Origin of the sequence: Streptomyces kanasensis, assembly GCF_043077165.1 — a bacterium.
GTDB classification, from domain to species: domain Bacteria; phylum Actinomycetota; class Actinomycetes; order Streptomycetales; family Streptomycetaceae; genus Streptomyces; species Streptomyces changanensis.
Window position 1 is genome coordinate 571,466 of record NZ_JBIBSF010000002.1, and the last position, 25,445, is coordinate 596,910.

At 74.1% G+C, this 25,445-nt stretch carries 21 protein-coding genes and 3 tRNA genes; 10 read left to right on the forward strand and 14 right to left on the reverse strand.

Annotation, left to right across the window (positions count from 1 at the left end):
- Positions 1-71 precede the first annotated feature (71 nt).
- Positions 72-884 carry an arylamine N-acetyltransferase family protein gene (locus ACF053_RS07700; RefSeq protein WP_391953016.1) on the reverse strand — a complete coding sequence of 271 codons (813 nt, stop codon included), beginning with the start codon at positions 882-884 and terminating at the stop codon, positions 72-74.
- Between the two features lie 219 nt (positions 885-1,103).
- Positions 1,104-1,847: an aquaporin gene (locus ACF053_RS07705; protein WP_391953207.1), complete on the reverse strand. Its 744-nt coding sequence runs from the start codon at positions 1,845-1,847 to the stop codon at positions 1,104-1,106.
- Between the two features lie 135 nt (positions 1,848-1,982).
- On the opposite strand from ACF053_RS07705, the gene ACF053_RS07710 reads away from it, so the two are divergent.
- The 6 genes from ACF053_RS07710 to ACF053_RS07735 all read left to right on the forward strand — a co-directional run bounded on the left by ACF053_RS07710 (position 1,983) and on the right by ACF053_RS07735 (position 9,828).
- Entirely contained in the window at positions 1,983-2,783 is an 801-nt protein-coding gene (locus ACF053_RS07710; RefSeq protein ID WP_391953017.1) for a hypothetical protein, read from the forward strand.
- A gap of 128 nt (positions 2,784-2,911) precedes the next feature.
- Positions 2,912-3,706, forward strand: a complete 795-nt coding sequence (locus tag ACF053_RS07715; protein ID WP_391953018.1) for a sirohydrochlorin chelatase — start codon at positions 2,912-2,914, stop codon at positions 3,704-3,706.
- Between the two features lie 54 nt (positions 3,707-3,760).
- Positions 3,761-5,149, forward strand: a complete 1,389-nt coding sequence (locus ACF053_RS07720; RefSeq protein WP_391953208.1) for a deoxyguanosinetriphosphate triphosphohydrolase — start codon at positions 3,761-3,763, stop codon at positions 5,147-5,149.
- Positions 5,150-5,266: 117 nt separating this feature from the next.
- Positions 5,267-6,544, forward strand: a complete 1,278-nt coding sequence (locus tag ACF053_RS07725; RefSeq protein ID WP_391953019.1) for an NAD(P)/FAD-dependent oxidoreductase — start codon at positions 5,267-5,269, stop codon at positions 6,542-6,544.
- Between the two features lie 39 nt (positions 6,545-6,583).
- A complete protein-coding gene (gene dnaG, locus ACF053_RS07730) occupies positions 6,584-8,482 on the forward strand; it encodes a DNA primase (RefSeq protein ID WP_391953020.1) in 1,899 nt (632 codons plus the stop codon).
- 35 nt (positions 8,483-8,517) lie between these two features.
- Positions 8,518-9,828: an RNA polymerase sigma factor gene (locus tag ACF053_RS07735; RefSeq protein ID WP_391953021.1), complete on the forward strand. Its 1,311-nt coding sequence runs from the start codon at positions 8,518-8,520 to the stop codon at positions 9,826-9,828.
- A gap of 38 nt (positions 9,829-9,866) precedes the next feature.
- Here ACF053_RS07735 and ACF053_RS07740 read toward each other — a convergent pair whose 3' ends face one another.
- From ACF053_RS07740 to ACF053_RS07760, 5 genes are all read right to left on the reverse strand, one after another.
- Positions 9,867-10,208, reverse strand: coding sequence for a hypothetical protein (locus ACF053_RS07740; RefSeq protein ID WP_391953022.1), 342 nt, complete (start codon positions 10,206-10,208; stop codon positions 9,867-9,869).
- A gap of 27 nt (positions 10,209-10,235) precedes the next feature.
- A complete protein-coding gene (locus tag ACF053_RS07745; RefSeq protein ID WP_391953209.1) occupies positions 10,236-12,161 on the reverse strand; it encodes an ABC transporter ATP-binding protein in 1,926 nt (641 codons plus the stop codon).
- Complete coding sequence (locus ACF053_RS07750) at positions 12,158-13,894, reverse strand: ABC transporter ATP-binding protein (protein ID WP_391953023.1); 1,737 nt, start codon at positions 13,892-13,894, stop codon at positions 12,158-12,160. Before ACF053_RS07750 ends, ACF053_RS07745 begins: the two co-directional genes overlap by 4 nt.
- A 147-nt stretch (positions 13,895-14,041) precedes the next feature.
- Entirely contained in the window at positions 14,042-15,481 is a 1,440-nt protein-coding gene (locus ACF053_RS07755; RefSeq protein ID WP_391953024.1) for an FGGY family carbohydrate kinase, read from the reverse strand.
- A 64-nt stretch (positions 15,482-15,545) separates the two neighbouring features.
- Positions 15,546-15,845 (reverse strand): hypothetical protein, encoded by a 300-nt coding sequence (locus tag ACF053_RS07760; RefSeq protein ID WP_058942219.1) that lies wholly within the window; start codon positions 15,843-15,845, stop codon positions 15,546-15,548.
- Between the two features lie 184 nt (positions 15,846-16,029).
- On the opposite strand from ACF053_RS07760, the gene ACF053_RS07765 reads away from it, so the two are divergent.
- The 3 genes from ACF053_RS07765 (at position 16,030) to ACF053_RS07775 (ending at position 16,431) form a co-directional block, all read left to right on the forward strand.
- A tRNA-Asn gene (locus tag ACF053_RS07765) sits at positions 16,030-16,102 on the forward strand.
- A 5-nt stretch (positions 16,103-16,107) separates the two neighbouring features.
- Positions 16,108-16,180: transfer RNA gene (locus tag ACF053_RS07770), tRNA-Asn, on the forward strand.
- Between the two features lie 177 nt (positions 16,181-16,357).
- Positions 16,358-16,431, forward strand: a tRNA-Ile gene (locus tag ACF053_RS07775).
- Positions 16,432-17,169: 738 nt separating this feature from the next.
- Here the strand turns inward: ACF053_RS07775 and ACF053_RS07780 are convergent.
- Complete coding sequence (locus ACF053_RS07780) at positions 17,170-18,552, reverse strand: hypothetical protein (RefSeq protein WP_391953025.1); 1,383 nt, start codon at positions 18,550-18,552, stop codon at positions 17,170-17,172.
- Between the two features lie 350 nt (positions 18,553-18,902).
- Here ACF053_RS07780 and ACF053_RS07785 point away from each other — a divergent pair, with 350 nt between their 5' ends.
- Positions 18,903-19,097, forward strand: a complete 195-nt coding sequence (locus tag ACF053_RS07785) for a hypothetical protein (protein ID WP_058942221.1) — start codon at positions 18,903-18,905, stop codon at positions 19,095-19,097.
- A gap of 10 nt (positions 19,098-19,107) precedes the next feature.
- On the opposite strand, the gene ACF053_RS07790 is transcribed toward ACF053_RS07785, so the two are convergent.
- From ACF053_RS07790 to ACF053_RS07815, 6 genes are all read right to left on the reverse strand, one after another.
- Complete coding sequence (locus ACF053_RS07790) at positions 19,108-20,493, reverse strand: MFS transporter (protein ID WP_391953026.1); 1,386 nt, start codon at positions 20,491-20,493, stop codon at positions 19,108-19,110.
- Positions 20,494-20,617: 124 nt separating this feature from the next.
- Entirely contained in the window at positions 20,618-21,187 is a 570-nt protein-coding gene (locus ACF053_RS07795) for a GNAT family N-acetyltransferase (protein ID WP_391953027.1), read from the reverse strand.
- Positions 21,147-22,109 (reverse strand): homoserine O-acetyltransferase/O-succinyltransferase family protein, encoded by a 963-nt coding sequence (locus ACF053_RS07800; protein WP_391953028.1) that lies wholly within the window; start codon positions 22,107-22,109, stop codon positions 21,147-21,149. The genes ACF053_RS07795 and ACF053_RS07800 overlap by 41 nt, the downstream gene beginning before the upstream one ends.
- 28 nt (positions 22,110-22,137) lie before the next feature.
- Entirely contained in the window at positions 22,138-23,343 is a 1,206-nt protein-coding gene (locus ACF053_RS07805; RefSeq protein ID WP_391953029.1) for an O-succinylhomoserine sulfhydrylase, read from the reverse strand.
- A gap of 23 nt (positions 23,344-23,366) precedes the next feature.
- Positions 23,367-24,083, reverse strand: a complete 717-nt coding sequence (locus ACF053_RS07810) for a TenA family transcriptional regulator (protein ID WP_058942226.1) — start codon at positions 24,081-24,083, stop codon at positions 23,367-23,369.
- Between the two features lie 41 nt (positions 24,084-24,124).
- Positions 24,125-25,444: an aminotransferase class I/II-fold pyridoxal phosphate-dependent enzyme gene (locus ACF053_RS07815; RefSeq protein WP_391953030.1), complete on the reverse strand. Its 1,320-nt coding sequence runs from the start codon at positions 25,442-25,444 to the stop codon at positions 24,125-24,127.
- Position 25,445: the final 1 nt, after the last annotated feature.

Genomic DNA, 25,445 nt, shown 5'->3' on the forward strand with positions numbered 1-25,445 from the left:
CACCCCAGGATCCCACCGGTCGCCCCGGTCGCCCCGGTCGCCCCGGTCGCCCCGGACCCCCGGCCAGGGGCTCACGGGCGGGGGTGCAGCGGCACGGGCACCCGGTCCAGCCGCACCCCGAAGTGCTCGCGGTAGGCGGCGAGGAGTTCGCCGTCCCCCGCCAGCTCGTGTTCCTCCCGTGCCCCGCCGCCGGTGGTGATGAGCCTGCGACCGCTGAGCGTGACCCGGCCCTGCCCGGTCGGCAGCGAGCAGAGCGGCGCGCGCGTGAACGGCGACTCGGGAGAGGTGCGGTGCCACCACGCGCCCGCCGCGAAGTCGCGCAGGACGCGCGGCCGCGGCTCCAGCCGGTACCGGGGCGTGCCGTCCCGGACCACGTCGAGATCGCCGGCCGCGTCGGGCTCCGCGCTCGGGACGAGGCGGAACACCCCTGCGGGGTCCCGCTGGTCGCCCGGGTCGTCGAGCCGCAGCGGGAAGTGGCTGTGGTCGCCGAAACCCACGTCGGCCAGCCAGGCCCGGCCGCCGCCGTCCGCCGCCCGGACCCGCAGCGCGAGGTGGTCGTACGGGATGCCCGGACGGCCGTCCTCGCCGAACACCCGGGCCTGGAGCAGCTCCACCTCGTACCCGAGCGTGCGCAGCAGCGCCGCGAACGCCCCGTTCAACTCGTAGCAGAAGCCCCCGCGCCGCCCGTCCACGATCTTGGCGACGAGCGCCTCCTCCGCCAGTACGACGTCCTCGCCCAGGTGGATCGAGAGGTTCTCGAAGGGCACCGCCATCAGGTGGCGCACCTGGAGGTCGCGCAGGGCGGCCTCGGTGGGGCGGTCGGGCCGGTCGGCGCCGATGCGGCGCAGGTAGGCGTCGGTGCGCGCGGGCGACAGGGTGTCCATGGGGCCAGTGTCGCCGGGCGGTGCCGCCTCCCGCCATGGTCCTTCGGACCGAGGGCGGTGGACCGAGGGCACCGGACCGAGAGGCCGGGGTGAGGGCGCCGGACCGAGGGCGGTGGACCCAGGGTGCGGGGCGAGGGCGGTGGACCGAGGGTGGTGGGGGAGGCCGGCCGGGCGGTCCCGGCGGACGGCGCGGCGGAGGTCAGGCCGGGGCCGGCGAGGTCAGACTGGGGTCCCGGGGCCTTCCGGGCGGGGACCCGGCGGCGGGGTGGGGCGGCCCCCGTACACCACTCCGGCGAGGACGCCGCCCAGGACCGCCCCGGCGAGCTGGGCGGCGACGAAGCCGGGGAGGGAGCCGGGCGCGATCCCGGTGAACGAGTCGGTGAGCGACCGGCCCACGGTGGCGGCCGGGTTCGCGAACGACCCGGACGAGGTGAACCAGATCGCGGCCGCCACGTACGCGGCGACCGCCACCGGGGCGAGCTCCGTCCGGTCCAGCCGCTCCAGGCCGACGACCAGCAGGACGAGCCCGGCGGTGGCGACCGTCTCGCCGAGCAGCAGGTGCCCGTCCGAGCGCACCTGCGTCGCCCAGGACCAGCCGCTCCCGCCCGGGGTCCGCCCGAACATCGCCTCGGCGAGCAGCGCCCCGGCCGCCGCGCCCACCAGCTGGGCGGCGAGGTAGAGCCCCACCTCGCGCGCGGGGACGGGCGCCCCGCCGCGGCGGCGGTACCACCACGCGCACAGGGTGACCACGGGGTTGAGGTGCCCTCCGGAGACCGGGCCGAGCAGTGCGACGAGCAGACCGAGCCCGATCGCCGACGCGAGCGAGTTCGCCAGCAGCCGTACGCCGACGTCGTCGCTGAGACCGGCGGCCTGGATGCCCGAGCCGACGACGGCGGCGACGAGCGCCCCCGTCCCGACCATCTCGGCGAGCACACGCCGCTGCAGCGCCACCGCCCCTCCCATGACCGTCACCGTCCCCCTCCGCGACCCACCCCCGGACCGATAGTGGAAAATATATTTCACCCAGCGGAATCGCAGCCAAGGGGGGGAGGTGAACAAGAGCATGCCCCCCGCCCCACCGCCTGGCACGATGCCCGGGTGCAGACCGCCGCCCTCGACAACGCCCGGTGGTGCGCCGCCGTGTGCCGCGCCCGCGACCTGCCGCCCGGTACCTTCGGGGACCGCGCCTGGACCTCCGCCCGGCGCACCCCGCCGCTCTACCCGGACGCCGTCACCCTCCGCGCCGACGCGACCCCCGAGGACGTCCTCGGCGGGGTCGACCGCGCCGGCCCCGGCTGCTCGGTCAAGGACGGCTTCGCCGCGCTCGACCTGGCGCCTCACGGCTTCCGCGTCCTCTTCGAGGCCCGCTGGATCCACCGCCCCGCCGGCCCGCCGCCGACCGCCCCGCCGACCCCGTGGGAGCCGGTCCGCACCGCCGGAGCGCTCGCCGAATGGGAACGCGCCTGGAGCGGCGGCACCACCCCCGGCCCCTTCCGCCCCGCCCTCCTCGCCGATCCCGGCGTCACCGTCCTCGCCGGGCGCGCACCCGACGGCCGGATCACCGCCGGCGCCGTCCTCAGCCACGACCCCGACCCCGGCCCCGGCCACGACCCCGACCCCGACCCCGGCCCCGGCCCCGACCCCGGCCCCGGCCCCGGCCCCGGCTCCGACGCCGGGCCCGGCCACAGCGCCGGACCCGGCCACCGCACCGGCGTCGTCGGCGTCTCCAACCTCTTCGGCCCCGCCGCCGAGGCGTGGCCCGGCTGCCTCGCCGCAGCGGCCGCGCGCCACCCCGGCCTCCCCGTCGTCGGGTACGAACACGGCGACGACCTCGCGACGGCCCTCCGGTACGGCTTCACCGACGCCGGGCCGCTGCGGATCTGGCTCGCCGACGACTGACGGGCGCCCCGCCCCACCGGTGAGCGGGCGCCAAACCACTCGTGACCGCCGCGCAACACCCCGGCAACCTGCGCCCGTCAGGATCGACGTACGGTCCCCACCCCCGACGGAACGCGCAGGCGCCGCCCATGAGCTCACCCCACCGGCCCCCCACCCTGATCGCCGTCGCCCACGGCAGCCGAGACCCGCGGGCCCTGCCCACCGTGACCGCCCTGCTCGACCGGGTCCGCGCGCTGCGCCCCGGCCTGCCGGTCCGGCTCGGCCACATCGAACTGAACGCCCCGCTGCTCCCCGACACCCTGGACGCCCTGCCCGCGGGCGGCGACGCCGTCCTCGTCCCCCTCCTCTTCGGCCGCGGCCACCACGTCAAGCACGACCTGCCCCGCGCCGCCGAGGCCGCCGCCCCCCGCACCCGCGTGCGGGTCGCCGACCCGCTCGGCCCGCACCCGCTGCTCGCCGAGGCGCTGCACGACCGGCTCGTCGAGGCCGGCTGGCGCGACGCCCCGGCCACCCGCCGCCACGCCGGGGTCGTCCTCGCCGCTGCCGGCTCCCGCGACCCCGACTACGGAGCCGCCGACCTGCCCGGCGGCCCCGGCCCCACCGGCGGCATCCCGGCCCTCGCCGCCCTCCTCGGCGAACGCCTCGGCGGCGTACCCGTCGTGGCCGCCTACGCCTCCGCCGCCGCGCCGACCGTCCCCGACGCCGTCCGGGCCCTCACCGCCCGCGGCCGCACCCGGATCGCCGTGGCCTCCTGCTTCACCGCGCCCGGCCTCTTCGCCACCCGCAGCGCCGCCGCGGCGCCCTGGCTCGCCTCCGCCCCCCTCGGCCCGCACCCCGCGCTCGCCCGCCTCGTCCTGCACCGCTACGACCGGGCGCTCGCCCGCCGCGCGGAGTCCGTACCCCCCGCGTACGCCTCCGTCTGACGCACCGCGTGCTTCACCGTCACCCCCTGCGGTTACCTTCACTGCATGAACGGCATGGAAGGCACGACCCAGGCGACCGACGCGCACCAGACGACCGACCCGACCCGGACGAACCCCCCGAACCGGCCCGCCCGGCCCTCCGCCCCGGCCGGGTCCGCGCCCGCGTCCGGCCCGTACGACGAGACCGCCACCGAACGCTGGGCCGCCGAACCCGACAAGCGCCCCGGCCGCACCGCCTTCCAGCGCGACCGGGCCCGCGTCCTGCACTCCGCCGCCCTGCGCCGGCTCGCCGGCAAGACCCAGGTCGTCACCCCCGGCACCCTCGCCGAGTGGGACGCCAGCCCCCGCACCCGGCTCACCCACTCCCTGGAGTGCGCCCAGGTCGGCCGTGAGCTCGGCGCCGCCCTCGGCTGCGACCCCGACCTCGTCGAGGCCGCCTGCCTCTCCCACGACATGGGACACCCGCCCTTCGGGCACAACGGCGAGCAGGCGCTCAACGAGTTCGCCAAGGACTGCGGCGGCTTCGAGGGCAACGCCCAGTCGCTGCGGCTGCTCACCCGCATCGAACCCAAGCGGTTCGTCCCCGGCGGCCCCGGCGGCGAGCCCGTCAGCGTCGGCCTCAACCTCACCCGCGCCGCCCTCGACGCCGCCACCAAGTACCCCTGGCCGCGCGGCGCCCACCCCACCGACCCGCACTCGCCGAAGTTCGGCGTCTACGAGGACGACCTGCCCGTCTTCGACTGGGTCCGCCTCGGCGCCCCCGAGGGCCGCACCTGCTTCGAGGCGCAGGTCATGGACTGGTCCGACGACGTCGCCTACTCCGTCCACGACTTCGAGGACGGCCTCCACGCCGGCCACATCGACCCGGGCCTCCTCCTCTCCGCCCCCGAACGCGCCGACGTCTGGCGCGTCGCCGCCGGCCGCTACGTCCCGGCGGACACCGACCCCGAGGAACTGTCCGAGGCGCTCGACCGGCTCCTCGGACAGGAGTGGTGGCCCCACGGCTACGACGGCACCGCCCTCGCCCAGGCCCGGCTCAAGGACGCCACCAGCCAGCTCATCGGCCGCTTCTGCCTCGCCGCCGAGGCCGCGACGCGCCAGGCGTACGGATCGGGCCGGCTCACCCGGTACGGCGCCCGCCTCGTCGTCCCCCGCGAGACCCGCAACGAGTGCGCGGTCCTCAAGGCCGTCGCCGACCGGTACGTGATGCAGCGCGCCGAGCAGGCGGCCCTCCGCGCCGACCAGCGCGTCGTGATCGCCGAGCTCGCCGAGGCGCTCGTCCACCGCGCCCCCGACGACCTCGACCCCCAGTTCCGCGCCCTGTTCGAGGCCGCCCCCGACGACCGCGCCCGCAAGCGGGTCGTCGTCGACCAGATCGCCTCCTTCACCGACGCCTCCGCCCGCGCCCTGCACGCCCGCCTCACGGCGCCCCGGAGCCGGTAGGTCCTCTTCCCGCACCGACCCGCCGTGCGGGACCCTCCCTAGGGCGCCGCGGCCCCGCAGGAGGCCGGCGCGTAGCGTGGACAGGGACGTACGGTGCATTCCGGTGGGAGGCGACAAGTGGTCGACGCAGATGAGACCTTCGTCATCGTGGGCGGGGGACTGGCCGGCGCCAAGGCGGCGGAGACGCTCCGCGCCGAGGGGTTCTCCGGGCGAGTGATCCTCGTCGGTGACGAGCGCGACCACCCCTACGAGCGGCCACCGCTCTCCAAGGGCTACCTCGCCGGCAAGGACCCGCGCGACGGCGTCTTCGTCCACGAGCCCGCCTGGTACGCCCGGGCGGACGTCGAGCTGCACCTCGGGCAGCCCGTCACCGCCGTCGACCGCGAGCACCGGGCGGTCCGGCTCGGTGACGGCACCACCATCCACTACGACAAGCTGCTCCTCGCCACCGGCGCCGAGCCGCGCCGCCTCGACGTGCCCGGCACCGGCCTCGTCGGCGTCCACCACCTGCGCGGCCTCGCCGACGCCGACCGGCTCCAGGGGGTCCTCGCCGCCCTCGGCCGCGACAACGGCCACCTGGTCGTCGCGGGCGCGGGGTGGCTCGGCCTGGAGGTCGCGGCGACCGCGCGCGGCTACGGCGCCGAGGTCACCGTCGTCGAACCGGCCCCCACCCCGCTCCACCACGCGCTCGGCCCCGAGCTCGGCCAGTTCTTCACCGACCTGCACGCCGGGCACGGCGTCCGCTTCGCGTTCGGCACCCGCCTGTCCGAGATCGTCGGCCAGGACGGCATGGTGCTCGCCGCGCGGACCGAGGACGGCGAGGAGCACCCGGCGCACGCCGTGCTCGTCGCGGTCGGCGCCACCCCGCGCACCGCGCTCGCCGAGTCCGCCGGGCTCGCCCTCGTCGACCGCGCTCACGGCGGGGGCGTCGCCGTCGACGCCGCGCTGCGCACCTCCGACCCCGACATCCACGCCGCGGGCGACGTCGCCGCCGCCCACCACCCGCTCCTCGGCCTCCGGCTGCGCGTCGAGCACTGGGCGAACGCCCTCAACGGCGGTCCCGCCGCCGCCCGCGCCATGCTGGGCCGGAGCGTCTCCTACGACCGGGTGCCGTACTTCTTCTCCGACCAGTACGACCTGGGCCTGGAGTACTCCGGCTGGGCGCCGCCCGGCTCGTACGACCAGGTCGTGCTGCGGGGCGACGCCGGCCGGCGCCGGTTCCTCGCGTTCTGGCTGAAGGACCGCCGGGTCCTGGCCGGGATGAACGTGAACGTGTGGGACGTCACAGACCCGGTCCAGGCCCTGGTCCGGGCGGGCGCGGCGGGCACCACCGTGGACCCCGAGGCCCTGGCGGACCCGTCGACCCCCCTGGAGTCCCTGCTCCCACCCGCGTAGGCGGGGGCCGACCCCCCGGACCCCCCGTAGAATCTCTGCGTGGCAGGCAGGATCAACGATGACGACGTGAAGGCGGTACGGGACGCGGTCCCGATCGACGCCGTCGTGTCCGAGTACCTCCAGCTGCGCAGCGCGGGCGGCGGCAACCTCAAGGGCCTGTGCCCGTTCCACGACGAGAAGTCCCCCTCCTTCCAGGTCAGCCCCGGCAAGGGCCTCTTCCACTGCTTCGGCTGTCAGGAGGGCGGGGACACCATCGCCTTCGTGATGAAGATCGACCACCTCTCCTTCTCGGAGACGGTCGAGCGCCTCGCCGCCAAGGCGGGCATCACCCTGCGGTACGAGGAGGGCGGGTACAACCCCGGCCACCAGCGCGGCGAGCGGATCCGGCTGATCGAGGCGCACAAGGCCGCCGCCCAGTTCTACGTCGAACAACTCGACGGTGCCGAGGCCGAGATCGGCCGGGCGTTCCTCGCCGAGCGCGGTTTCGACCAGGACGCCGCCCGGCACTTCGGCGTCGGCTACAGCCCCGCCGGCTGGGACCACCTCACCCGCTACCTGCGCGGCAAGGGCTTCACCGACAAGGAGCTGCTCGTCTCGGGGCTCGCCCAGGAGAGCCGCCGCAACCCCATCGACCGGTTCCGCGGCCGTCTGATGTGGCCCATCCGGGACGTCGGCGGCGACGTCGTCGGCTTCGGCGCGCGCAAGCTCCGCGACGACGACAACGGGCCCAAGTACCTCAACACGCCCGAGACGCCGATCTACAAGAAGTCCCAGGTGCTGTACGGCATCGACCTCGCCAAGAAGGACATCGCCAAGTCCAGCCGGGCCGTCGTCGTCGAGGGCTACACCGACGTCATGGCCTGCCACCTCGCCGGGATCACCACCGCCATCGCCACCTGCGGCACCGCCTTCGGCGGCGACCACATCAAGATCCTCCGCCGGCTGCTGATGGACAACGGCTCGGCCCGCGTCATCTTCACCTTCGACGGCGACGCGGCCGGCCAGAAGGCCGCCCTGCGCGCCTTCGAGGACGACCAGAAGTTCGCCGCCGAGACGTACATCGCCATCGCCCCCGACGGCATGGACCCGTGCGAGCTGCGCCTCGCCAAGGGCGACGAGGCGGTCGCCGACCTCGTCGAGCCCCGCACCCCGCTCTTCGAGTTCGCGCTGCGCCAGATCGTGGGCCGGTACGACCTGGAGACCCCGGCCGGCCGCGCCGCCGCCCTCGACGAGGCCGCGCCGATCGTCGCCCGCATCAAGAACGTCGCCTCGCAGCACGAGGTCGCCGTGCAGCTCGCCGGCATGCTCGGCATCCTCGACACCCAGTTCGTCGTCAAGCGCGTCGCCCAGCTCGCCCGCTGGGCCAGGGACCGCGGCGGCCGCGGCCCGGCACCCGCGCGCCACGCACCCTCCGGCGAGGCCGCCGCGGCGCCGGTGGCCCTGTCCGGCCCCGCGCTCAACCTGCGCAGCCCGGCCCACCGCACCGAGCGGGAGCTGCTCAAGCTCGCCCTCCAGTACCCGGCCCTCGTCTCGCCCGCCTTCGACGCGTACGGCGCCGACGAGTTCACCGCCCCGCCGTACGCCGCGGTCCGCCGGACCATCGCCGAGGCGGGCGGCGCGGAACAGGGCGTCCACGACGCCGCCGGGTACGTGGCACGGGTCCGGGACGCCGCGCCCGACGACACGGTCCGCGCCCTCGTCACGGAGCTGGCCGTGGAGGTCATCCACGGGCGCACGGTCGACGAGACGTACGCGGGCGACCACCTCGTCCAGGTCCGCCTCCGCGCCGTCGACCGCCGCATCCGCGACGTCCAGGGCTCCCTCACGCGTCTCGGCGGGCAGGGCGACCCGGAGCGGTTCGCGGCCGTCCAGAACGAGCTGTGGGTCCTCCAGCAGTACGCGCAGTCGCTGCGCAACCGGGGCGCCGACGCCCTCTGACGGTCCCGCGGCCCCGTCCGGGGCCGTGTCCACCCGTGGTCGCGCCGTCACGCACCGGTCGCAAAAAGTGGGCGCACGACCCTCGTGGCGGTCATGTGTCGTACCCCACACTGGGGGCGCAGCCTCGGACCGGCACGGTGCACCGCGCGGCGGGCCCGCGCCGTCCCGCCGCCGTACGCCCCCGAACCGGCAGCGATCACCTGGAGGTCGCCCCCGTGCAGACCCGGACCCCGACCGATGTCGCCGACGTCATCCCCCTGGTGGGCCGGCCGCAGGACCACCCCGAAGCGCTGACGGGCGCCGTCCGGGACACCGCGGTCCCGGACGCCGCGGGTCCGGAGGCGGTCGTCCCGGACACCGCGGTCCCGGACGGGGTCGTGCCGGAGGCGGTCGTCCCGGACCTCCCGGCGCGCTCCGCCGCGGACCGGGCCGCCGGGCCGTCGTCCGACCTGTTCCGGCAGTACCTGCGGGAGATCGGACGCATCCCGTTGCTCACCGCCGCCGAGGAGGTCGAGCTGGCCCGCCGGGTCGAGGCGGGCCTCTTCGCGGAGGAGAAGCTCGCCCGCACCCCCGACCCGGACTCCCGCCTCGCGCACGACCTCGACACGCTCGTCGTCATGGGCCGCATGGCCAAGCGCCGCCTCATCGAGGCGAACCTGCGGCTCGTCGTCTCCGTCGCCAAGCGGTACGTCGGCCGCGGCCTGACCATGCTGGACCTCGTCCAGGAGGGCAACCTCGGACTGATCCGGGCCGTCGAGAAGTTCGACTACGCCCGCGGCTACAAGTTCTCCACCTACGCCACCTGGTGGATCCGCCAGGCGATGTCCCGGGCCCTCGCCGACCAGGCACGGACCATCCGCGTCCCCGTCCACGTCGTGGAGCTGATCAACCGGGTGGTGCGCGTGCAGCGGCGGATGCTGCAGGAGCGCGGGCAGGAGCCCACGGCCGTCGAGGTCGCCGCCCACCTCGACCTGCCGCCCGAGCGCATCGGCGAGGTGCTGAGGCTCGCCCAGGAGCCGGTCTCCCTCCACGCGCCGGTCGGCGAGGAGGACGACGTGGCCCTGGGCGACCTCATCGAGGACGGCGACGCGGCGTCCCCCGTGGAGTCCGCCGCGTTCCTGCTGCTCCGGGAGCACCTGGAGGCCGTGCTGTCCACGCTCGGCGAGCGCGAGCGGGAGGTCGTCCAGCTGCGGTACGGGCTGGTCGACGGGCGGCCCCGCACCCTGGAGGAGATCGGACGCCTCTTCGGCGTGACGCGCGAGCGCATCCGCCAGATCGAGTCGAAGACCCTCGGCAAGCTGCGGGACCACGCCTTCGCCGAACAGCTGCGCGGCTACCTCGACTGATCGCCCGCGCCCGGTCGGCACGGGCGCCGCACGGGCGGCTACCCGTCGGCCTCCCCGCGGTCGCGGCGGGTGGAGCCGCCGAACGCGACCCCGAGGACCATGCCGATCGGCACGCCGAAGGCGACGCCCATGGCCAGGTCGTCGGTGGCCACCCCGTAGACCAGGCCCGCCGCGATGCCCAGGGGCAGGCCGACCGCGAGCCCGAGCCCGCCGCCCTTCCCCGCGTCCCCGGCCTCGCCCGCCTCCCCGGCCCGTTCCGGTCCGCCGGCGGGTACCCCGTCCGGGCCCCCGTCCGGTGTGCCGTCCGGTGTCCGGGCGGGCGTGCCCTCCGGCGTCCCGTCCTCCGGTGTGCTGTGCTCCGGTCCCGAGCCCGTCGTCATGTCGTTCCCCCTTGCTGCCACGTGCGGTCAGTCGACCTCGGCCACGGCCTCGGCGAACTGCGCGGCGTACAGGCGGGCGTAGGCGCCCTCCGCCGCCAGCAGCTCGTCGTGCGTGCCCTGTTCGACGATGGAGCCATTCTCCATCACCAAGATCACGTCGGCGTCGCGGATCGTCGACAGGCGGTGGGCGATGACGAAACTGGTCCGCCCGTGGGCGAGCCGCGCCATCGCCTTCTGGATCAGCACCTCCGTGCGCGTGTCCACCGAACTCGTCGCCTCGTCCAGGACGAGGATCACCGGGTCCGACAGGAACGCCCGGGCGATGGTGATGAGCTGCTTCTCGCCTGCGCTGACCCCCGCCCCCTCGTCGTCGAGGACGGTGTCGTAGCCGTCCGGCAGCGTGCGGACGAAGCGGTCGGCGTGCGCGGCCCGCGCCGCCTCCTCGATCTCCGCGCGCGTCACCTCGCGGCCGGCGGCCGCCCCGTACGCGATGTTCTCCGCGATGGTCCCGCCGAACAGCCAGGCGTCCTGGAGCACCATGCCGATCGAGGAGCGCAGCTCCTCCCGTGACATGCGCGCCGCGTCCACGCCGTCCAGCAGGATCCGGCCGGACGTGACCTCGTAGAACCGCATCAGCAGGTTGACGAGGGTGGTCTTGCCCGCGCCCGTCGGACCGACGATGGCGACCGTCTGCCCCGGCTCCACCGACAGCGACAGGTCCTCGATGAGGGGCTTGTCCGGCTCGTACCGGAACGACACCGACTCCAGCGCCACCGCCCCGCCCAGCCGGCCCGGCCGCTCCAGCGCCGGCGACTCCGGCTGCTCCTGTGCGTCCAGCAGCTCGAAGACCCGCTCGGCCGACGCCACGCCGGACTGGAGCAGGTTCGCCATGGAGGCGAGCTGCGTCAGCGGCATGGAGAACTGCCGGGAGTACTGGATGAACGCCTGCACGTCGCCGATCGACAGCGTCCCGGACGCCACGCGCAACCCGCCGACCACGGCGACCAGCACGTAGTTGACGTTCGACACGAAGAACATCAGCGGCTGCATGAGCCCGCTGGTGAACTGCGCCCGGAACCCGGCCTCGAACAGCTCGTCGTTCTGCTCGCGGAAGTCCCGCGCCGCCTCCTCCTGCCGGCCGAAGACCTTCACCAGCGCGTGCCCCGAGTACATCTCCTCGACGTGGGCGTTGAGCCGGCCGGTCGCCTTCCACTGGCGGACGAACTGCGGCTGCGACCGCTTGCCGACCCGCGCCGCCACGACCACCGACAACGGCACGGTCACCAGCGCCACCAGCGCGAGCATCGGCGAGATCCAGAACATCATCACCAGCACGCCGAGGACCGTCAGCGCCGAGTTGATCAGCTGGCCCATGGTCTGCTGGAGCGTCTGGCCGATGTTGTCGAGGTCGTTCGTCGCCCGGCTCAGCACCTCGCCGCGCCGCGCCCGGTCGACGTAACTCAGCGGCAGCCGCTCCAGCTTCGCCTGCACGTCCTCCCGCAGCCGGTACACCGTGCTGTTGATGACCCTGATCGACATCCGGGTCGACACCAGCATGAGCAGCCCGGCGACGGTGTACACCGCCAGCGCCAGCAGCAGCACGTCACCGACGGCGCCGAAGTCGATGCCCCGGCCCGGGGTGAAGTCCACCCCGGACAGCATGTCCGCGAGCCCGTCGTCACCGCGCTCCCGCACCGCGGCGACGGCCTCCTCCTTGGTACCGCCCTCCGGCATGCCGCGGCCCACGACCCCGGCGAACACCAGGTCCGTCGCCCGGCCGAGGATCTTCGGCCCGACCACCGCCGCCGCCACGCTCAGCACGCCCGCCGCGACCATCGTCCACAGCGCCGCCCTCTCCTGCCGCAGCCGCGCCAGCAGCCGCTTGAAGGAGCCCTTGAAGTCGGTGGACCGGTCGCCCGGGCCCCCCGCACTCGGTCCGCCAGGAGCCATCAGGCCGCCTCCGCCTCGGTCAGCTGGGAGAGCACGATCTCCCGGTACGTCTCGTTGTCCGCCATGAGCTCGGCGTGCCGTCCCGTCCCCACGACCCGGCCCTCGTCCAGGACCACGATCCGGTCGGCGTCCCTGATCGTCGACACGCGCTGCGCGACGATCACCACCGTGGCCCCGGCGGTGTCCCGGGCGAGCGCCGCCCGCAGCCGCGCGTCGGTCCGGTAGTCGAGTGCCGAGAAGGAGTCGTCGAAGAGGTAGATCTCCGGCCGCTGCACCAGCGTCCGGGCGATGGCCAGCCGCTGCCGCTGCCCGCCGGACACGTTCGTGCCGCCCTGGACGATCGGCGCGTCCAGCCCGCCCTCGAGCCCGCGGACGAAGTCGGCGGCCTGGGCGGTCTCCAGCGCCTGCCACAGCTCGTCGTCGGTGGCGTCGGGCCGCCCGTAGCGCAGGTTGGTCGCGACCGTCCCGGAGAACAGGTACGGCCGCTGCGGGACGAGCCCCACCGTGCGGGCGATGACCGCGGGGTCCAGCTCCCGCACGTCGACCCCGTCGACCAGCACCCGGCCGCCCGTCACGTCGAACAGCCGCGGCACCAGACCCAGCAGCGTCGACTTGCCGCTGCCCGTCGAGCCGATGACCGCGGTGGTCTCGCCCGGCCCGGCCACCAGGTCGATCCCCCGCAGCACGGGCTCCTCCGCGCCCGGGTAGCGGAAGTCGGCGTCCCGGATCTCCAGCCGGCCGCGGACGGCGGCCGGCGTGGGCAGCGGCGCGACGGGCGGTCGCACGCTCGTCTCGGTGCGCAGCACCTCCTCGATGCGCTCGGCGCACACCTCGGCCCTCGGCACCATCATGAACATGAAGGTGGCCATCATCACGGCCATCACGATCTGCATCAGGTACGCGAGGAACGCGGTCAGCGCGCCGATCTCCATCCCGCCGTCGTCGATCCGGTGGGCGCCGAACCACACCACGGCGACGCTGGAGAAGTTGATGACCGTCATCACGGTCGGGAACATCAGCGCCATCAGCCGCCCCGCGGAGACCGACACGTCGGTCAGTTCGCGGTTCGCGCCCCGGAACCGCTCGCGTTCGTACGCGTCGCGGACGAACGCGCGGATGACGCGGTTGCCGGTGATCTGCTCGCGCAGCACCCGGTTCACCGTGTCCAGCCGCTCCTGCATGGTGCGGAACAGCGGCCGCATCCGGGCCACGACGAGCCCGACGGACACGCCCAGCACCGGCACCACGGCCACCAGCACGGCCGACAGCGGCACGTCCTGACCGAGTGCCAGGACGATCCCGCCGACACACATGATGGGCGCGGACACCATCAGCGTGAACGCCATCAGGACCAGCATCTGCACCTGCTGGACGTCGTTGGTGGTGCGGGTGATCAGCGACGGCGCCCCGAAGTGGCCGAGCTCCCGCGCCGAGAAGGACTGCACCCGGTCGAAGACCGCCGCCCGCACGTCCCGGCCGAGCGCGGCGGCGGTCCTGGCGCCGTAGTAGACGGCGCCGATGTTGCCGGCGACCTGTACCACGGACACCGCGATCATCACCGCGCCGTAGGTCAGGACGTAGCCGGTGTCGCCCACCACGACACCCTTGTCGATGATGTCGGCGTTGAGCGTCGGCAGGTAGAGGGTGGCGCCCGTCTGCAGCAGTTGGAGCGCCACCAGGAAGGCTATGGGCCGCCGGTACGGCGCCAGGTGGTTGCGGAGTAGTTGTCTGAGCACGGATTCAACTATCGCCCGCGGGCCCACCGCGTTACGACCGGGTTTTGGCCGGGTCCGCCGGGGTGCCCCACCGATCCGCTCGCCGGGACGCCCGCTGCCTCCCGCCGAGCCGCCCACGCGCCGAGCACTCCTCCGCTCCCGGCGCCCCTACGCGCCGAACGCCCCCGGGTGCAGCTGGTCGCGGGTCGCGCCGTACTGCTGGCGCACCGCCTGACCCACCGCCAGCTCCTCGCCCGGCTCGAAGACCTGCGCCGCGGCGCCCCGCCAGGCGGGCGGCGCCTGCGCGGTGAGCGTGCCGTGCGCGGCGCCGAGCGCCCAGGCGGCCTGGCGGGCGGCGCCCAGCGCCGTGTAGTCGGCGGGCTGCGGCACGACGACCTGCGCGCCGAAGATCGCGGGCGCCGCCGCCTGCACGGCCGGCAGCTCCGCCGCGGCACCGAGCAGGAACACCCGCCGCACCTCGGCGCCGCGCCGGCGCAGCACGTCCATCGCGTCGGCGAGGGAGCAGAGCATGCCCTCGAACGCCGCCCGGGCCAGGTGCTCGGGCTTCATCGACTCGCGGCGCAGCCCGCTCAGGGTGCCGGCCGTGTGCGGCAGCGGCGGCGTGCGCTCCCCCTCCAGGTAGGGGAGGAGCACCAGCCCGGAGGCGCCCGGCGTCGACTTCAGCGCCAGCGCCGACAGCTCCTCCAGGCCCTCCAGGCCCAGCATCTCCGCCGTGCCGCGCAGCGCGCGCACCGCGTTCGACGTGTAGACCACGGGCAGGTGGGTCCCCGCGGCGTCGGCGAACGCCGTGATCATGCCCTGGCCGTCGGTGAGCGCCGTGTGGTGGACCGCCATCACCGAGCCGGACGCCCCCAGCGACACCACGGCGTCCCCGAGGCCGAGCCCCAGCCCCAGGGCGGCGGCCATGGTCTCCCCCGTGCCCGCGGAGATGAGCAGCCCCTCGGGCGTCACGCCCGCCGCCTCCGCCGGGCCCAGCACCTCGGGCAGCGCCGCCCGGTGGCCCAGCGCGACCTCGACCAGGTCCGGCCGGTACGACCCGGTCGCCGCCGACCAGTAGCCGGTGCCGGACGCGCCGCCCCGGTCGGTGGTCCGCCGGGCGGGCCGGCCCAGCAGCTGCCACACCAGCCAGTCCTGCGGCTGGAGGACCGCGGCGATTCGCCGCGCGGCCTCCGGTTCGGTGCGGGCGAGCCACCGGAGCTTCGCGACGGGGTGCGCCGAGCCCGGCACGCAGCCCACGGCCTCCGCCCACGCCTGCCGTCCGCCCAGCGACTCGACCAGGTCCGCCGCCGCGACCTGCGCCCGCTTGTCGTTGCCGACGAGCGCGGCCCGCACGGGGGCGCCCTGGTGGTCCAGGGGGACGAGGCCGTGCTGCTGCGCGGCGACGCCGATGGCCTGCACCCCTTCGAGCAGCCCGCCCGCCGCGGCCTCGCCGAGCGAGAGCAGCCACGCCTGCGGGTCGACCTCGGTCGCCTTCGGTTCGAGGGGGTGCGCGGCGTACCCCTGGCGCAGGACGGCGCCCGTGTCCGCGTCGCAGACGACGATGCGCGTGGAACCCGACGAACTGTCCAACCCGGCGACTATCCCCATGAAGGAGATTCTGCCGTACTCCGACCCGGAACCGGCCCGTCGGGAACGTCCGCGCCCGGCCGGGTCAGGTGTTGCTCGTGCCCCACTCGTCCTCGGCGCCCTGGCCGCGGCCCCGCAGCGACCTGACCCGCTCGGAGACCGCCTCCGGCATCCGGTCGCCGACCCGCACGCTCACCGTGTGGTACGCCCGGCCCGCCACCTGCCGGCCGGTCTGCGTGGCCGACTCGGCGACGTTGCGCACGGCGGGGTTCGCCGAGAGCCGGCGTGCCGAAGCGCGCAGCTTCTCGTACTGTTCCCGGCCGGCCCTGGTGCCCAGGACGTACCCGACCGCCGCTCCGACGGCGAACGTGATCTTGTACCGCATGGCTGCCACCCTTCTCCGTAGGCGTCGCTGCCGGCCGCCTGCCCGCGGGGGCGGGGGTCACACCCGGCAGGCCGGGGCGGAACCGATTGGCGGAGCACCCCCCAGCTTGCGCTAATGTATGTGTCGCAGCGAGCGAGCGCCGCCCGGGAAGCCCCCGGTGGGTACGTTCGGTGCAACGCAGCAATCCCCTGTAGCTCAATTGGCAGAGCAGCCGGCTGTTAACCGGCAGGTTACTGGTTCGAGTCCAGTCGGGGGAGCGCGGTCCCCTGTAGCTCAATTGGCAGAGCATTCGGCTGTTAACCGGAGGGTTGCTGGTTCGAGTCCAGCCGGGGGAGCGGTGACGAGAGAGGGTCCTACGGGGCCCTCTCTCTTTTTCTTCCGGCGCGTCGGGAACCATCGGCGGGCCCCGGCAGTCCTTGAGGACGTGCGTTGCCGACCATCCGGAGCAGGAGATCGTATGAGCGGCTATGCTGCGGCAGACGGCGCGCACAAATGTGCGCGACGCGCCGCACGGGGCGGTAGCTCAGCCGGTTAGAGCAGCGGACTCATAATCCGTCGGCCGTGGGTTCGAGTCCCACCCGCCCCACCGTCGGCCACGCGGGCAGAAACCTATCGCCGCGCGTACGGGCAGGGGTGAGGGCCTCCACGGACCGCGTGGAGGCCCTCACTGTAGCCACGGAGCGGGGTCGGGCGGCCGGCGGCGTGCCGCGTGCCGCGCGACCGTCACCCCGTCGGACGCGTCACGCGAAGAGGCGGACGCTGTTCACCGGCGTGATGCCGATCGCCTGGTGGCTCCAGCTGTGGACGATGCGCCCGTGCAGTCGGCGCAGTTGTGGCGAAGCACATCCGGATCTCGGCGCCCGAGTGCGGGTCGTCGAAGACGATCTTCGCGCCGACCTGGTTGCTGAGGTTGTGGGTCCCGCGGGCGTACCGCCGGTGGCCGGCCGGCCTCACAGTCGGCCTGGCTCCGGTACAGGCATGCGTGGTCGACCTTGCAGCCCGCGCAGTCCCGCTGCGGCGCCCCCCGCCCGCCGGCCTGGCGGTGGCGGCGCCGGCGGTGATGACGCCGGTCGTCAGCACCAGTGCGACGGCGCCGCGCGCGATCTTCTCGGACAGGTCGTTCCGCCTCGACGCGTTCCGGCAGCGGCGTGGTCCTCCGCGGTGAGCCGCTGTGGGACCCGCGTCACCAGAGGTCCGGACGCCGCGGTACCTCACAGGTGCGAGGTCGACGGCCGGGGCGCCCGGCCGTAGCGGCCCCGCCCGGCCCGGCCTCCGCCCCGCCCGGCCCCGTCCCGGACCCGTCGACGGGCCCGGGTCCGGGTGCTCAGCGGCCCACGGCCTCCGCGCTGCGGGCGGAGTGCCGGTGCAGCCGGGCGAGGGCCTCCTGCACCCGGCTCACCGGCTCGTCGAGCCGCAGTCGGGCCCGGGCGTAGGAGTGGACGAGCCTGCCCAGCCCGTACAGGCCAGGTCCGAGGTGTTCGAGCAGTCCGGCCGTGACGAGTTCGGCGAGCCGGTCCGCGGCGTCCTGCGGGCTCGTGCCCGCGAGGCGGGCCGCGGTGCGCACGTCGGTGTAGGCGGCCGGCAGCAGGGTCAGCAGCCGCAGCAGGCGGCGCGCGTCGCGCGACACCCGCTGCTCGGAGGCGGCGAAGGCGCGGCCCATGCCGCCGCGCAGCGCGAGCGAGGCGACGACGTGCTCGTGGTAGTCGGCGAGCGGCCAGTCGGGGTGGGCGGCGATGTGCCGGCCGACGATCACCAGCGCCTGCGGGAGGTGGCCCACGGCCTCGCTGACCAGCGTCGCGGCGACCGGGTCCGCGTCGATGCGCCCCGCGCCCGCGGCGCCGCGCAGGATCCGCAGCGAGTCGGCCGTCTCGCACGGCGGGACCCGCACGCGTCCGCCGACCCCCGGACCGCCGAGCGGGCGCCGCGTGGTGATCACGGTGTGGCCCGCGCGGGGCCCGGGCAGCAACGGCCGTACCTGCTCGGCGTCGTAGGCGTCGTCCAGGATCAGCAGCGCCCCGGTGCCCGCCAGGAGGCGGCGCAGCAGGACGGTGCGGCGCTCCGTGGAGGCCGGTACGTCCGCCATGGGCGTGCCGAGGACGCGCAGCAGGTGGCCGAGGACGGTGAAGGGCGTGGCCGGGGGCGCCGCCGGGTGGGTGCCGTGGAGGTCGGCGACGAGGACGGGGCCCCGGGCGTGGCGCGTGGTGACGAGGTGGCGGCCGAGCTCGTGCGCGAGGGTGCTCTTGCCCGCGCCCACCGGGCCCTCCAGGACCACGGTGCGGCCATTGCCGGGGAGTTCCATGAGGCGCAGCGCCTCGTCCAGGAGGGGGCCGCGCACGAGGGTCCCGTCGGGCGGCGGCGGGATCTTGTCGGTGACCCGCACGCCGGGGCCGGAGGCCGCCTCGCCGAGGGCCGCGTGCAGCGCGCGGCTCCACGCGGCGAGCAGGTCCTGGTCGTCCATCGCCAGCGCGCGCACCACCGCCAGCAGAAGATCGGAATTCGGCCGACGGCGGCCCGTCTGGAAACAGTTCCCGACGGTCGAGCGGGCCGGCCACTCGCTTCTCGGTCGCCCCGCCCGCCGCCAGTCGCGGTGAACGCGGCGTGTTATCTCGGTGATGGACGGATTGCCGACTCGCATCTTCAGCGCACGCAGCTGGATGACGAACTCGTCAAGCGTCCGAATTCCGTCGAGTTCCGACGTCTGTGACACGCGGCCCGCTCCCTCCCCCGAAGTGTCAAGGCCGGTGATTGATGCGCGACTGCGCGTCACCGTACCGTACCCGTCGCCGCCGGCGTCAACCGTGATCCGCATGGTGAGAAGGGGATCGGGCGGTCCACCGACCGTAGGTCGACGGGATGTTGGTCGGCTGGGGGAGGGCTCGGGTTCCCGCGGTCCGATGAATTTTCCGGAGGCTTTGTATACGGCCGGGAGCGGGGCCGTGCGGGTGTCGGCGCGGGGGCCGGGAATGGGTCGGGCGCTGTTCCCCGGGCGGCGGCGGCCCGCCTAGTATCGCGTTACCGAGACCTTTTTCCGGCTGCGGGACTTCGAGGGGGAGAGAGATGGCGAGTTCCCGGTGGGCTCCGCCGCGGCAGTTGTTCGGCTTCGTCGCGCTGCTCGTGCTGTTGTTCTTCTGGGCGTATTACGTCGGCGTGCTGGCCGGCGTGGTGGCGCCCGGTCTCCGCCCCGCCGGGGCGGAGACCGGGGTCGAGCAGGGGGAGCGCAGGGAGCTGGACGGGCACGGCCACGGGATGTGACCGGCGCCGGTCAGCGCTCGGCGGCTCCCGCGTCGACCGCCTTGCCGTCGGCGGTCTTCCCGTCGGACGCTCCGGCGTCCGCGGTCTTCCCGTCGGGGGCCGGAGCGGCGGTGGCGCGCAGGACGCGCGGCAGCCACACCGCGATGATGACGGTGGAGACGAGCGCGATGACCGCGGAGAAGACGACCACCGGGTCGTACGACTGGAGCGTGTCGTAGCTGATGCCGCCGCCCTCGCTCGCGACGAACGCGCCGATCTGGTGGATGAACCACATGAGGCCGAGCGCGAGGCCCTTGGCGCGGGCGTCCAGGGAGTTGATCAGGTACATCGAGCTGGCCACCACGGTGCCCAGGTAGGTGATGCCGAAGAGCAGCCCGAAGACGTTGGCGGCGAGCGCCGTGGGCGCCGCCATGAGGATGACCAGGGACAGGGCGCGCACCAGGTAGCTGAGGACGAGCACCTTGACGCCGTGGCCGCGGTCGCAGTAGTAGCCGGCGATGAGCGCGCCCACGATCTCGGCGGCGCCGAGCAGCGCCACCGTGGTGCTCGCGACGTTCGCGCCCAGGCCGATGTGGTCCAGGTGGGCCACCAGGTGGACGTCGACGAAGGCCATCGTCACGCCGCAGCCGAAGAAGGCGAGGCTGATCGTCCAGAAGACCCGCGAGCCGAGCACCTCGGAGAGCATGCCCTGGCTGGACTTGCGCTGCGGGGCCGCGCCCTCCTGCGCCGGGACGCCGGCCGAGCCGCCCTCCTTGGGCAGGACGAGCAGCGCGACGACGGTGACGACGAGCAGGACCACGCCCAGCCAGCGGAAGACCGACCGCCAGACCGTCCCCTCGTCCAGCTGGATCCACAGGGGCAGCAGCGCCACGAAGCCGACGGCGGTGCCGTTCATGAGGATCGCGTAGGTGACGCCCCGGCGGTGCGGGGGGAACAGCTCGTCGACGAGGACGCCCAGCGGCACGTACGAGATCGCCGTGTACGAGATCGCCAGGCCCACCCCGTAGACCACCGTGAAGACGGCGAAGGACTGGGTGAAGCCGCCCGCCAGGAAGAGCACACCGCCGAGGACGAGGCCGCCGGCGAGGGACTTGCGCGCGCCGAACCGGTCGGCGACGAAGCCCATCACCGGCGACGCGACCGCGTACGTCAGCATGAACGCGGACGGGGCGATCGCGAACGTGCCGCGCGACACGTCGAAGTCCTCCGTCATGGAGACGTAGAACGCCGTGAGCGTGTTCTTGATCGACGAGGACAGCAGCGCGATGACGAAGCCCAGGGCCACGGCGACGAACAGCAGGGTCCGCCCGTGCCCGGACGCCCCGGCCGCCGCGGGCCCGCCGGGCGGGGGCGGTTCGGGCGTGCGCGTACTGGTCTCTTCCTCGAAGGGCGGCATGTCTCTCCCTGCCTGTGTCGTGGCCGGCGTCCCGGGCCCGTGGTGCGGTGGGTTGTGAATGTACGCGGTCAGACGCCGCGCGCCCCGTCCGTTCCGGCCGGTGGACGGGAGAACTGACGCAAAGTCAGCTCACGGCCGCCCCGCCGGACCGCGCCCGGGTCCGCTCCGCCACGGAGGCCGCCAGCTCGCGGACGCCGTGGCGCATGTAGTGGCCGCGGTACGACGTCCCGTCCACGCGCGCGTAGTCGTCGAGGACGCCGTAGGAGGTGAAGCCGAAACGCGACCACACCCGGTGCGCCTTGGAGTCCTCCCGGACGTCGATGGTGAGCGTCTCGACGCCCACCTCCGTCGCCTTGGCGCAGACCTGCTCGACCAGCTGGTAGACGGCCGACGTGCCGCGCACCCGGGGCTCCAGGTACGCCTTCATCACCTCGGCCAGGTGGCGGCAGTTGGGCATGCCGTTGGTCTTCATCACGCACATCGCCGCCACCCCCTCGCCGTCCTCGCCGATCAGGAGGTGACCGCCGCCGCCGGAGACGAGCTGCTCGACCCCGTCGACGAACCCCGCCTGCTGGGCCTCCGAGGGGGTCTCGGCGTAGCCGAGTATCCCGTCGTCCGCGGCGCTCGCCGCGAGCATCCTGGCGAGGTCCTTCTCATGCGCCCGTACGTCGACGGGCCAGTGCCATGTCAACACGCTGGTGCCCACTCCGCTCTCTCGAATCGTTGAGGGCCCGCACCCAGTCGGTGAAGAAGGCCCGTGAGTCCGCCAGCCAGCCGTCCTCGATCCCCTCGGCGGCGGCCCGGTCGGGGAAGCTCTTGAGCAGCTCGGGGTCGCGCTGCTCCCGGAGCTTCTCGGCGTACGCGAGGAGCGTGTCCTCGGCGTCCGCCGTCAGGTAGTCCTGCGGCAGGTCCGGCACGTGGTCGGCCTCGCCCCCGGCGTACCGGCGCAGGTCGCGCCGGTACTCGCTCAGCAGCGTCTCCCGCAGGTACTCGGGGTGGCCCTGGCAGAAGACGTGCCGCAGCCCGTCGTCACCGGTCGCCAGGGACCAGGCGCCGTCCTCGGTCTCCAGCGCGACGGTGACGCCCACGCGCCGCAGTTCCTCGGTCGGCATGGTGTTCCACCGCGAGTGCGGCACGCGCACGGTGTCCGGCAGACCGGCCGTGAGCGGGCCGCGGGTGCGCACGCGGTGGGTGTAGACGCCCTGCCGCTTGTGCGGCAGGCGGCTGCGGCTCAGCCCGTGCAGCAGGTGCAGCGCCGCGTGCGCCGACTGGCAGGAGTACACCGTCGACGCGACCCTCCCCGCCGTCTCCGCCAGGATCCGGTCGACCACCGCGAGGGCCGGTTCGGCCTCCACCGCGCGGTAGCGCGGCTCGCCGCCCGTGACGATCAGCCCGTCCAGCGACGGCAGGTCCTCCCAGGCGATCCCGCAGTCCGCGGTCGGGCGGGTCATGTCCGCCCCGTACGCCGTGACCTCCACGGGCAGGCCGAGCCGGCCGGCCGCGGTCTCCACGGCGGTGGCGAACATGTACCGCGCCCAGCTCTCCGGGGCGGGTGAGAAGAGGTCGACGATCCCGATGCGCAGTAAGCCGCCGGTCACGTCGGGTGTATCGGTCATGGTGCCCCCGTTCGGCTTCACTTTCATGTCACGACGACCGGGCGTCGACGGCGCGCAGCGCCTGGTCCAGGTCGGCCATCAGGTCGGAGACGTCCTCCAGGCCGACCGAGATCCGCAGCAGGTTGGGGGCGATGCCGGCGCGCTCCTTCTCGAAGAGCGACATCCGGCCGTGCGTCGTCGACGCGGGGTGGGTGACCATCGACTTGGTGTCGCCGATGTTCGTGGTGAGGGAGATGAGCGACAGCCTGTCGACCACGTTCCACGCGTCCCCCTGGTCCCCGCGCACGGTGAAGCTGACGAGCCCCCCGTGGCCGGACTGCTGCGCGTCGACCAGCTCCCGCTGCGGGTGCTTCTCCAGGCCGGTGTAGAAGACCTCCTCCACCGCCGGGTGCTGATCCAGCCACTCCGCCAGGAGCGTCGCGTTGCGCGAGTGCTCCCGCATCCGGATCGGGAGCGTCTCCAGCGACTTCAGGAAGACCCACGAGTTGAAGGCGCTGGGGCTGGGGCCGGCGGTGCGCAGCACCTCCGACACCGGCTTGAGCAGGTCCGCCCGCCCGGCGACGACGCCGCCCCCGCACCGTCCCTGGCCGTCGATGTACTTCGCGGCGGAGTGGATGACGAGGTCGGCGCCGAGCGCCAGCGGATTCTGCAGGACCGGCGTGCACAGGGTGTTGTCGACGACCAGCACGATGTCCCGCTCGGCCGCCAGGGCGGAGAGCGCGCGCAGGTCGGCGACGTGCATCATCGGGTTGGTCGGCGTCTCCAGCACGAACATCGCGGTGTTCTCCCGGACCGCGTCCCGCCACTGGTCGAGGTCCCGGACGTCCGCGACGGACACGGACACCCCGAACTTCTCCATGTACGTGCGGAAGAACCGGGGCGTCGTGCCGAACATCCCGTCACCGAGGACCACGTGGTCCCCGGCCGAGAGCAGCCCGAGCGCCACGGCCGTGTACGCCGCCATCCCCGAGCCGACCGCGACCGCGGCGTCGGCACCCTCCATGGCCGCGATCCGCTCCTCGAAGGCGGCCGTGGTCGGGTTGCTGAACCGGATGTAGACGTTCCCGGGCCGACGGCCGGCGAACTTCTCGGCGGCGTCCTCGGCGTCCGCGAACACGTAGCTCGCCGTGAGGGCGAGCCCTTCGCTGTGGAGATCCGACAGGTCCTGGTACTGGCCCGCGCGCACGGCGTGCGTGGCGAGGGAGTACGACCCGGGCGGCTGTTTCACGGGCATCCCTGCTCCTCCGTCGTCCGCGGTCAGAGCCGGCCGGCCTTGTACTCCTGGTAGACGCCCTCGTACATGTTGTAGAAGAGGTCACAGGTGTGGGAGACGGCGTACAGCGCCTCCTCCTGCATCTTCTCCGTGGTGCAGATGTCGGAGACCAGGTCCAGGCCGTGGCGGACGTGGTGGACGTCCTCCGCCTGGTGCACGGAGAAGAACAGCAGGTCCTCGTCCTTCAGGCCGTACACCCGCTTGAAGATGCTGTCGCGGGCCTCGGCGCCGCGCGTCTCCAGGTTCTGGCCCTCGCTGGCGATCATCACCGCGGCCGCACCGATGTGGTACGTCTCCGGGTTCTTGCACGCCTTCATGCGGTAGTCGATCAGCTCCTGCGTGTTCGGCAGGGCCGTCTCGGCATCGCGGGTCTCGTCGTCGATGCCGATGGCGCGGATGAAGTCCTGCATCAGCTCGACGTGGTTCTTCGTCTTCGAGATGCGGCCCGTCTCCTCCTCGTAGAGGTTGAAGAGCAGGCGGCGCTTGTGGCGGCCCTCCTTCGGGCAGAAGTAGAAGAGCGTCTCTATGTAGTCCAGGAAGTGCTTCGTCAGCTGGTAGCCCTGGAGCGCCACCTTCTGCAGCGTGTGCAGCTCGCTCTTCTCGGCGTCGAAGAGGATGTCGAACATCGGGTGGTTCAGGGTGAGCTTCTCGTGCAGCGTCTTCTCGAGCTGGTCGCGAAATTCCTGACGTTCCATCAGCATGTCGGCTCTCCTTTGTCGGTCGTCTGGGCCGGTCCCCAGCATCACGCCGGGGGCGGGACGTGCTCGTCTTCGTGGACGATCCTGGACGGCGCCGCCGCGTTCCGTTCGAGCGCGGCCAGCAGGACGCAGACGGCGAGGCCCTCCATCGCCTGCTCCAGGTCGTCCAGGGCGGGGTAGGTCGGCGCGATCCGGATGTTCCGATCGCGGGGGTCGGTGCCGTACGGGAAGGTCGCGCCCGCCGGCGTCAGCCGGATGCCCGCCCCGGCGGCGAGCTCGACCGTGCGCCGCGCACAGCCGTCCGGCACGTCGAGGCTGACGAAGTACCCGCCCCGGGGCTCCGACCAGGTGGCCACGCCCAGGCCGCCGAGCCGCTCGCGCAGCACCCGCCCCACCAGGTCGAAGCGGGGGCGCAGCAGGGCGCGGTGGGCGTCCATGTGCGCGCGCAGTCCGTCGGCGTCGCGCAGGAACAGCGCGTGCCGCAGCTGGTTGAGCTTGTCCGGGCCGATGGTGCGACGGGCGAGGTGGCCGGTCAGCCACTCCACGTTCGTGCGGGACGCCCCGAAGAACGCCACGCCCGCACCCGCGAAGGTGATCTTCGAGGTGGAGCCGTAGACCAGCGGCCGGTCCGGGTGGCCGTGCTCCGCGCACCGGGCGAGGACGTCGGGCGCCTGCGCGGGCTCGTCGGTGAGGTGGTGCACCGCGTACGCGTCGTCCCACAGGATCCGGAAGTCCGGCGCCGCCGCGTCGAGCGCCGCCAGCCGGCGCACGGTCTCCTCGCCGTAGACCGCGCCCGTCGGGTTGGCGTAGGTGGGCACGCACCAGATGGCGCGCACCTCCGGATCGGCGGCGGCGATCCGCTCGACCTCGTCCATGTCCGGTCCGTCGTCACGCATCGCGACGGGGATCATCTCGAACCCGAGCTTCTCGCAGAGCGCGAAGTGGCGGTCGTACCCCGGGACCGGGCAGAGCACCGCCGTCCGCCCCGCCGACCAGGGCCGCTCGGAGCCGGGGACGCCGAAGAGCGCCGCGTGCACCAGCGTGTCGTGCATCAGCGCCAGGCTGGAGTTGCCGAGGGCGAGGAGCTGCTCGACGGGGACGCGCAGGACGCCGGCGAAGATCCGGCGCAGCTCCACGAGCCCCGCCAGGCCGCCGTAGTTGCGGTGGTCGGCGCCCGCGCCGGCGGGGCCGAGTTCGGCCCCGCCCAGGTCGAGCATCGGGGTGGAGAGGTCCAGCTGGGCCGGGGACGGCTTGCCCCGGGTCAGGTCGAGGGCGAGCCCGCGGGCCACGAGGGCGTCGTACGCGGCCCGGGTCTCCTCCCGCAGTTCGGCGAGGCGGGCGGGGCTGGTGGTGCTCAGGGTCATG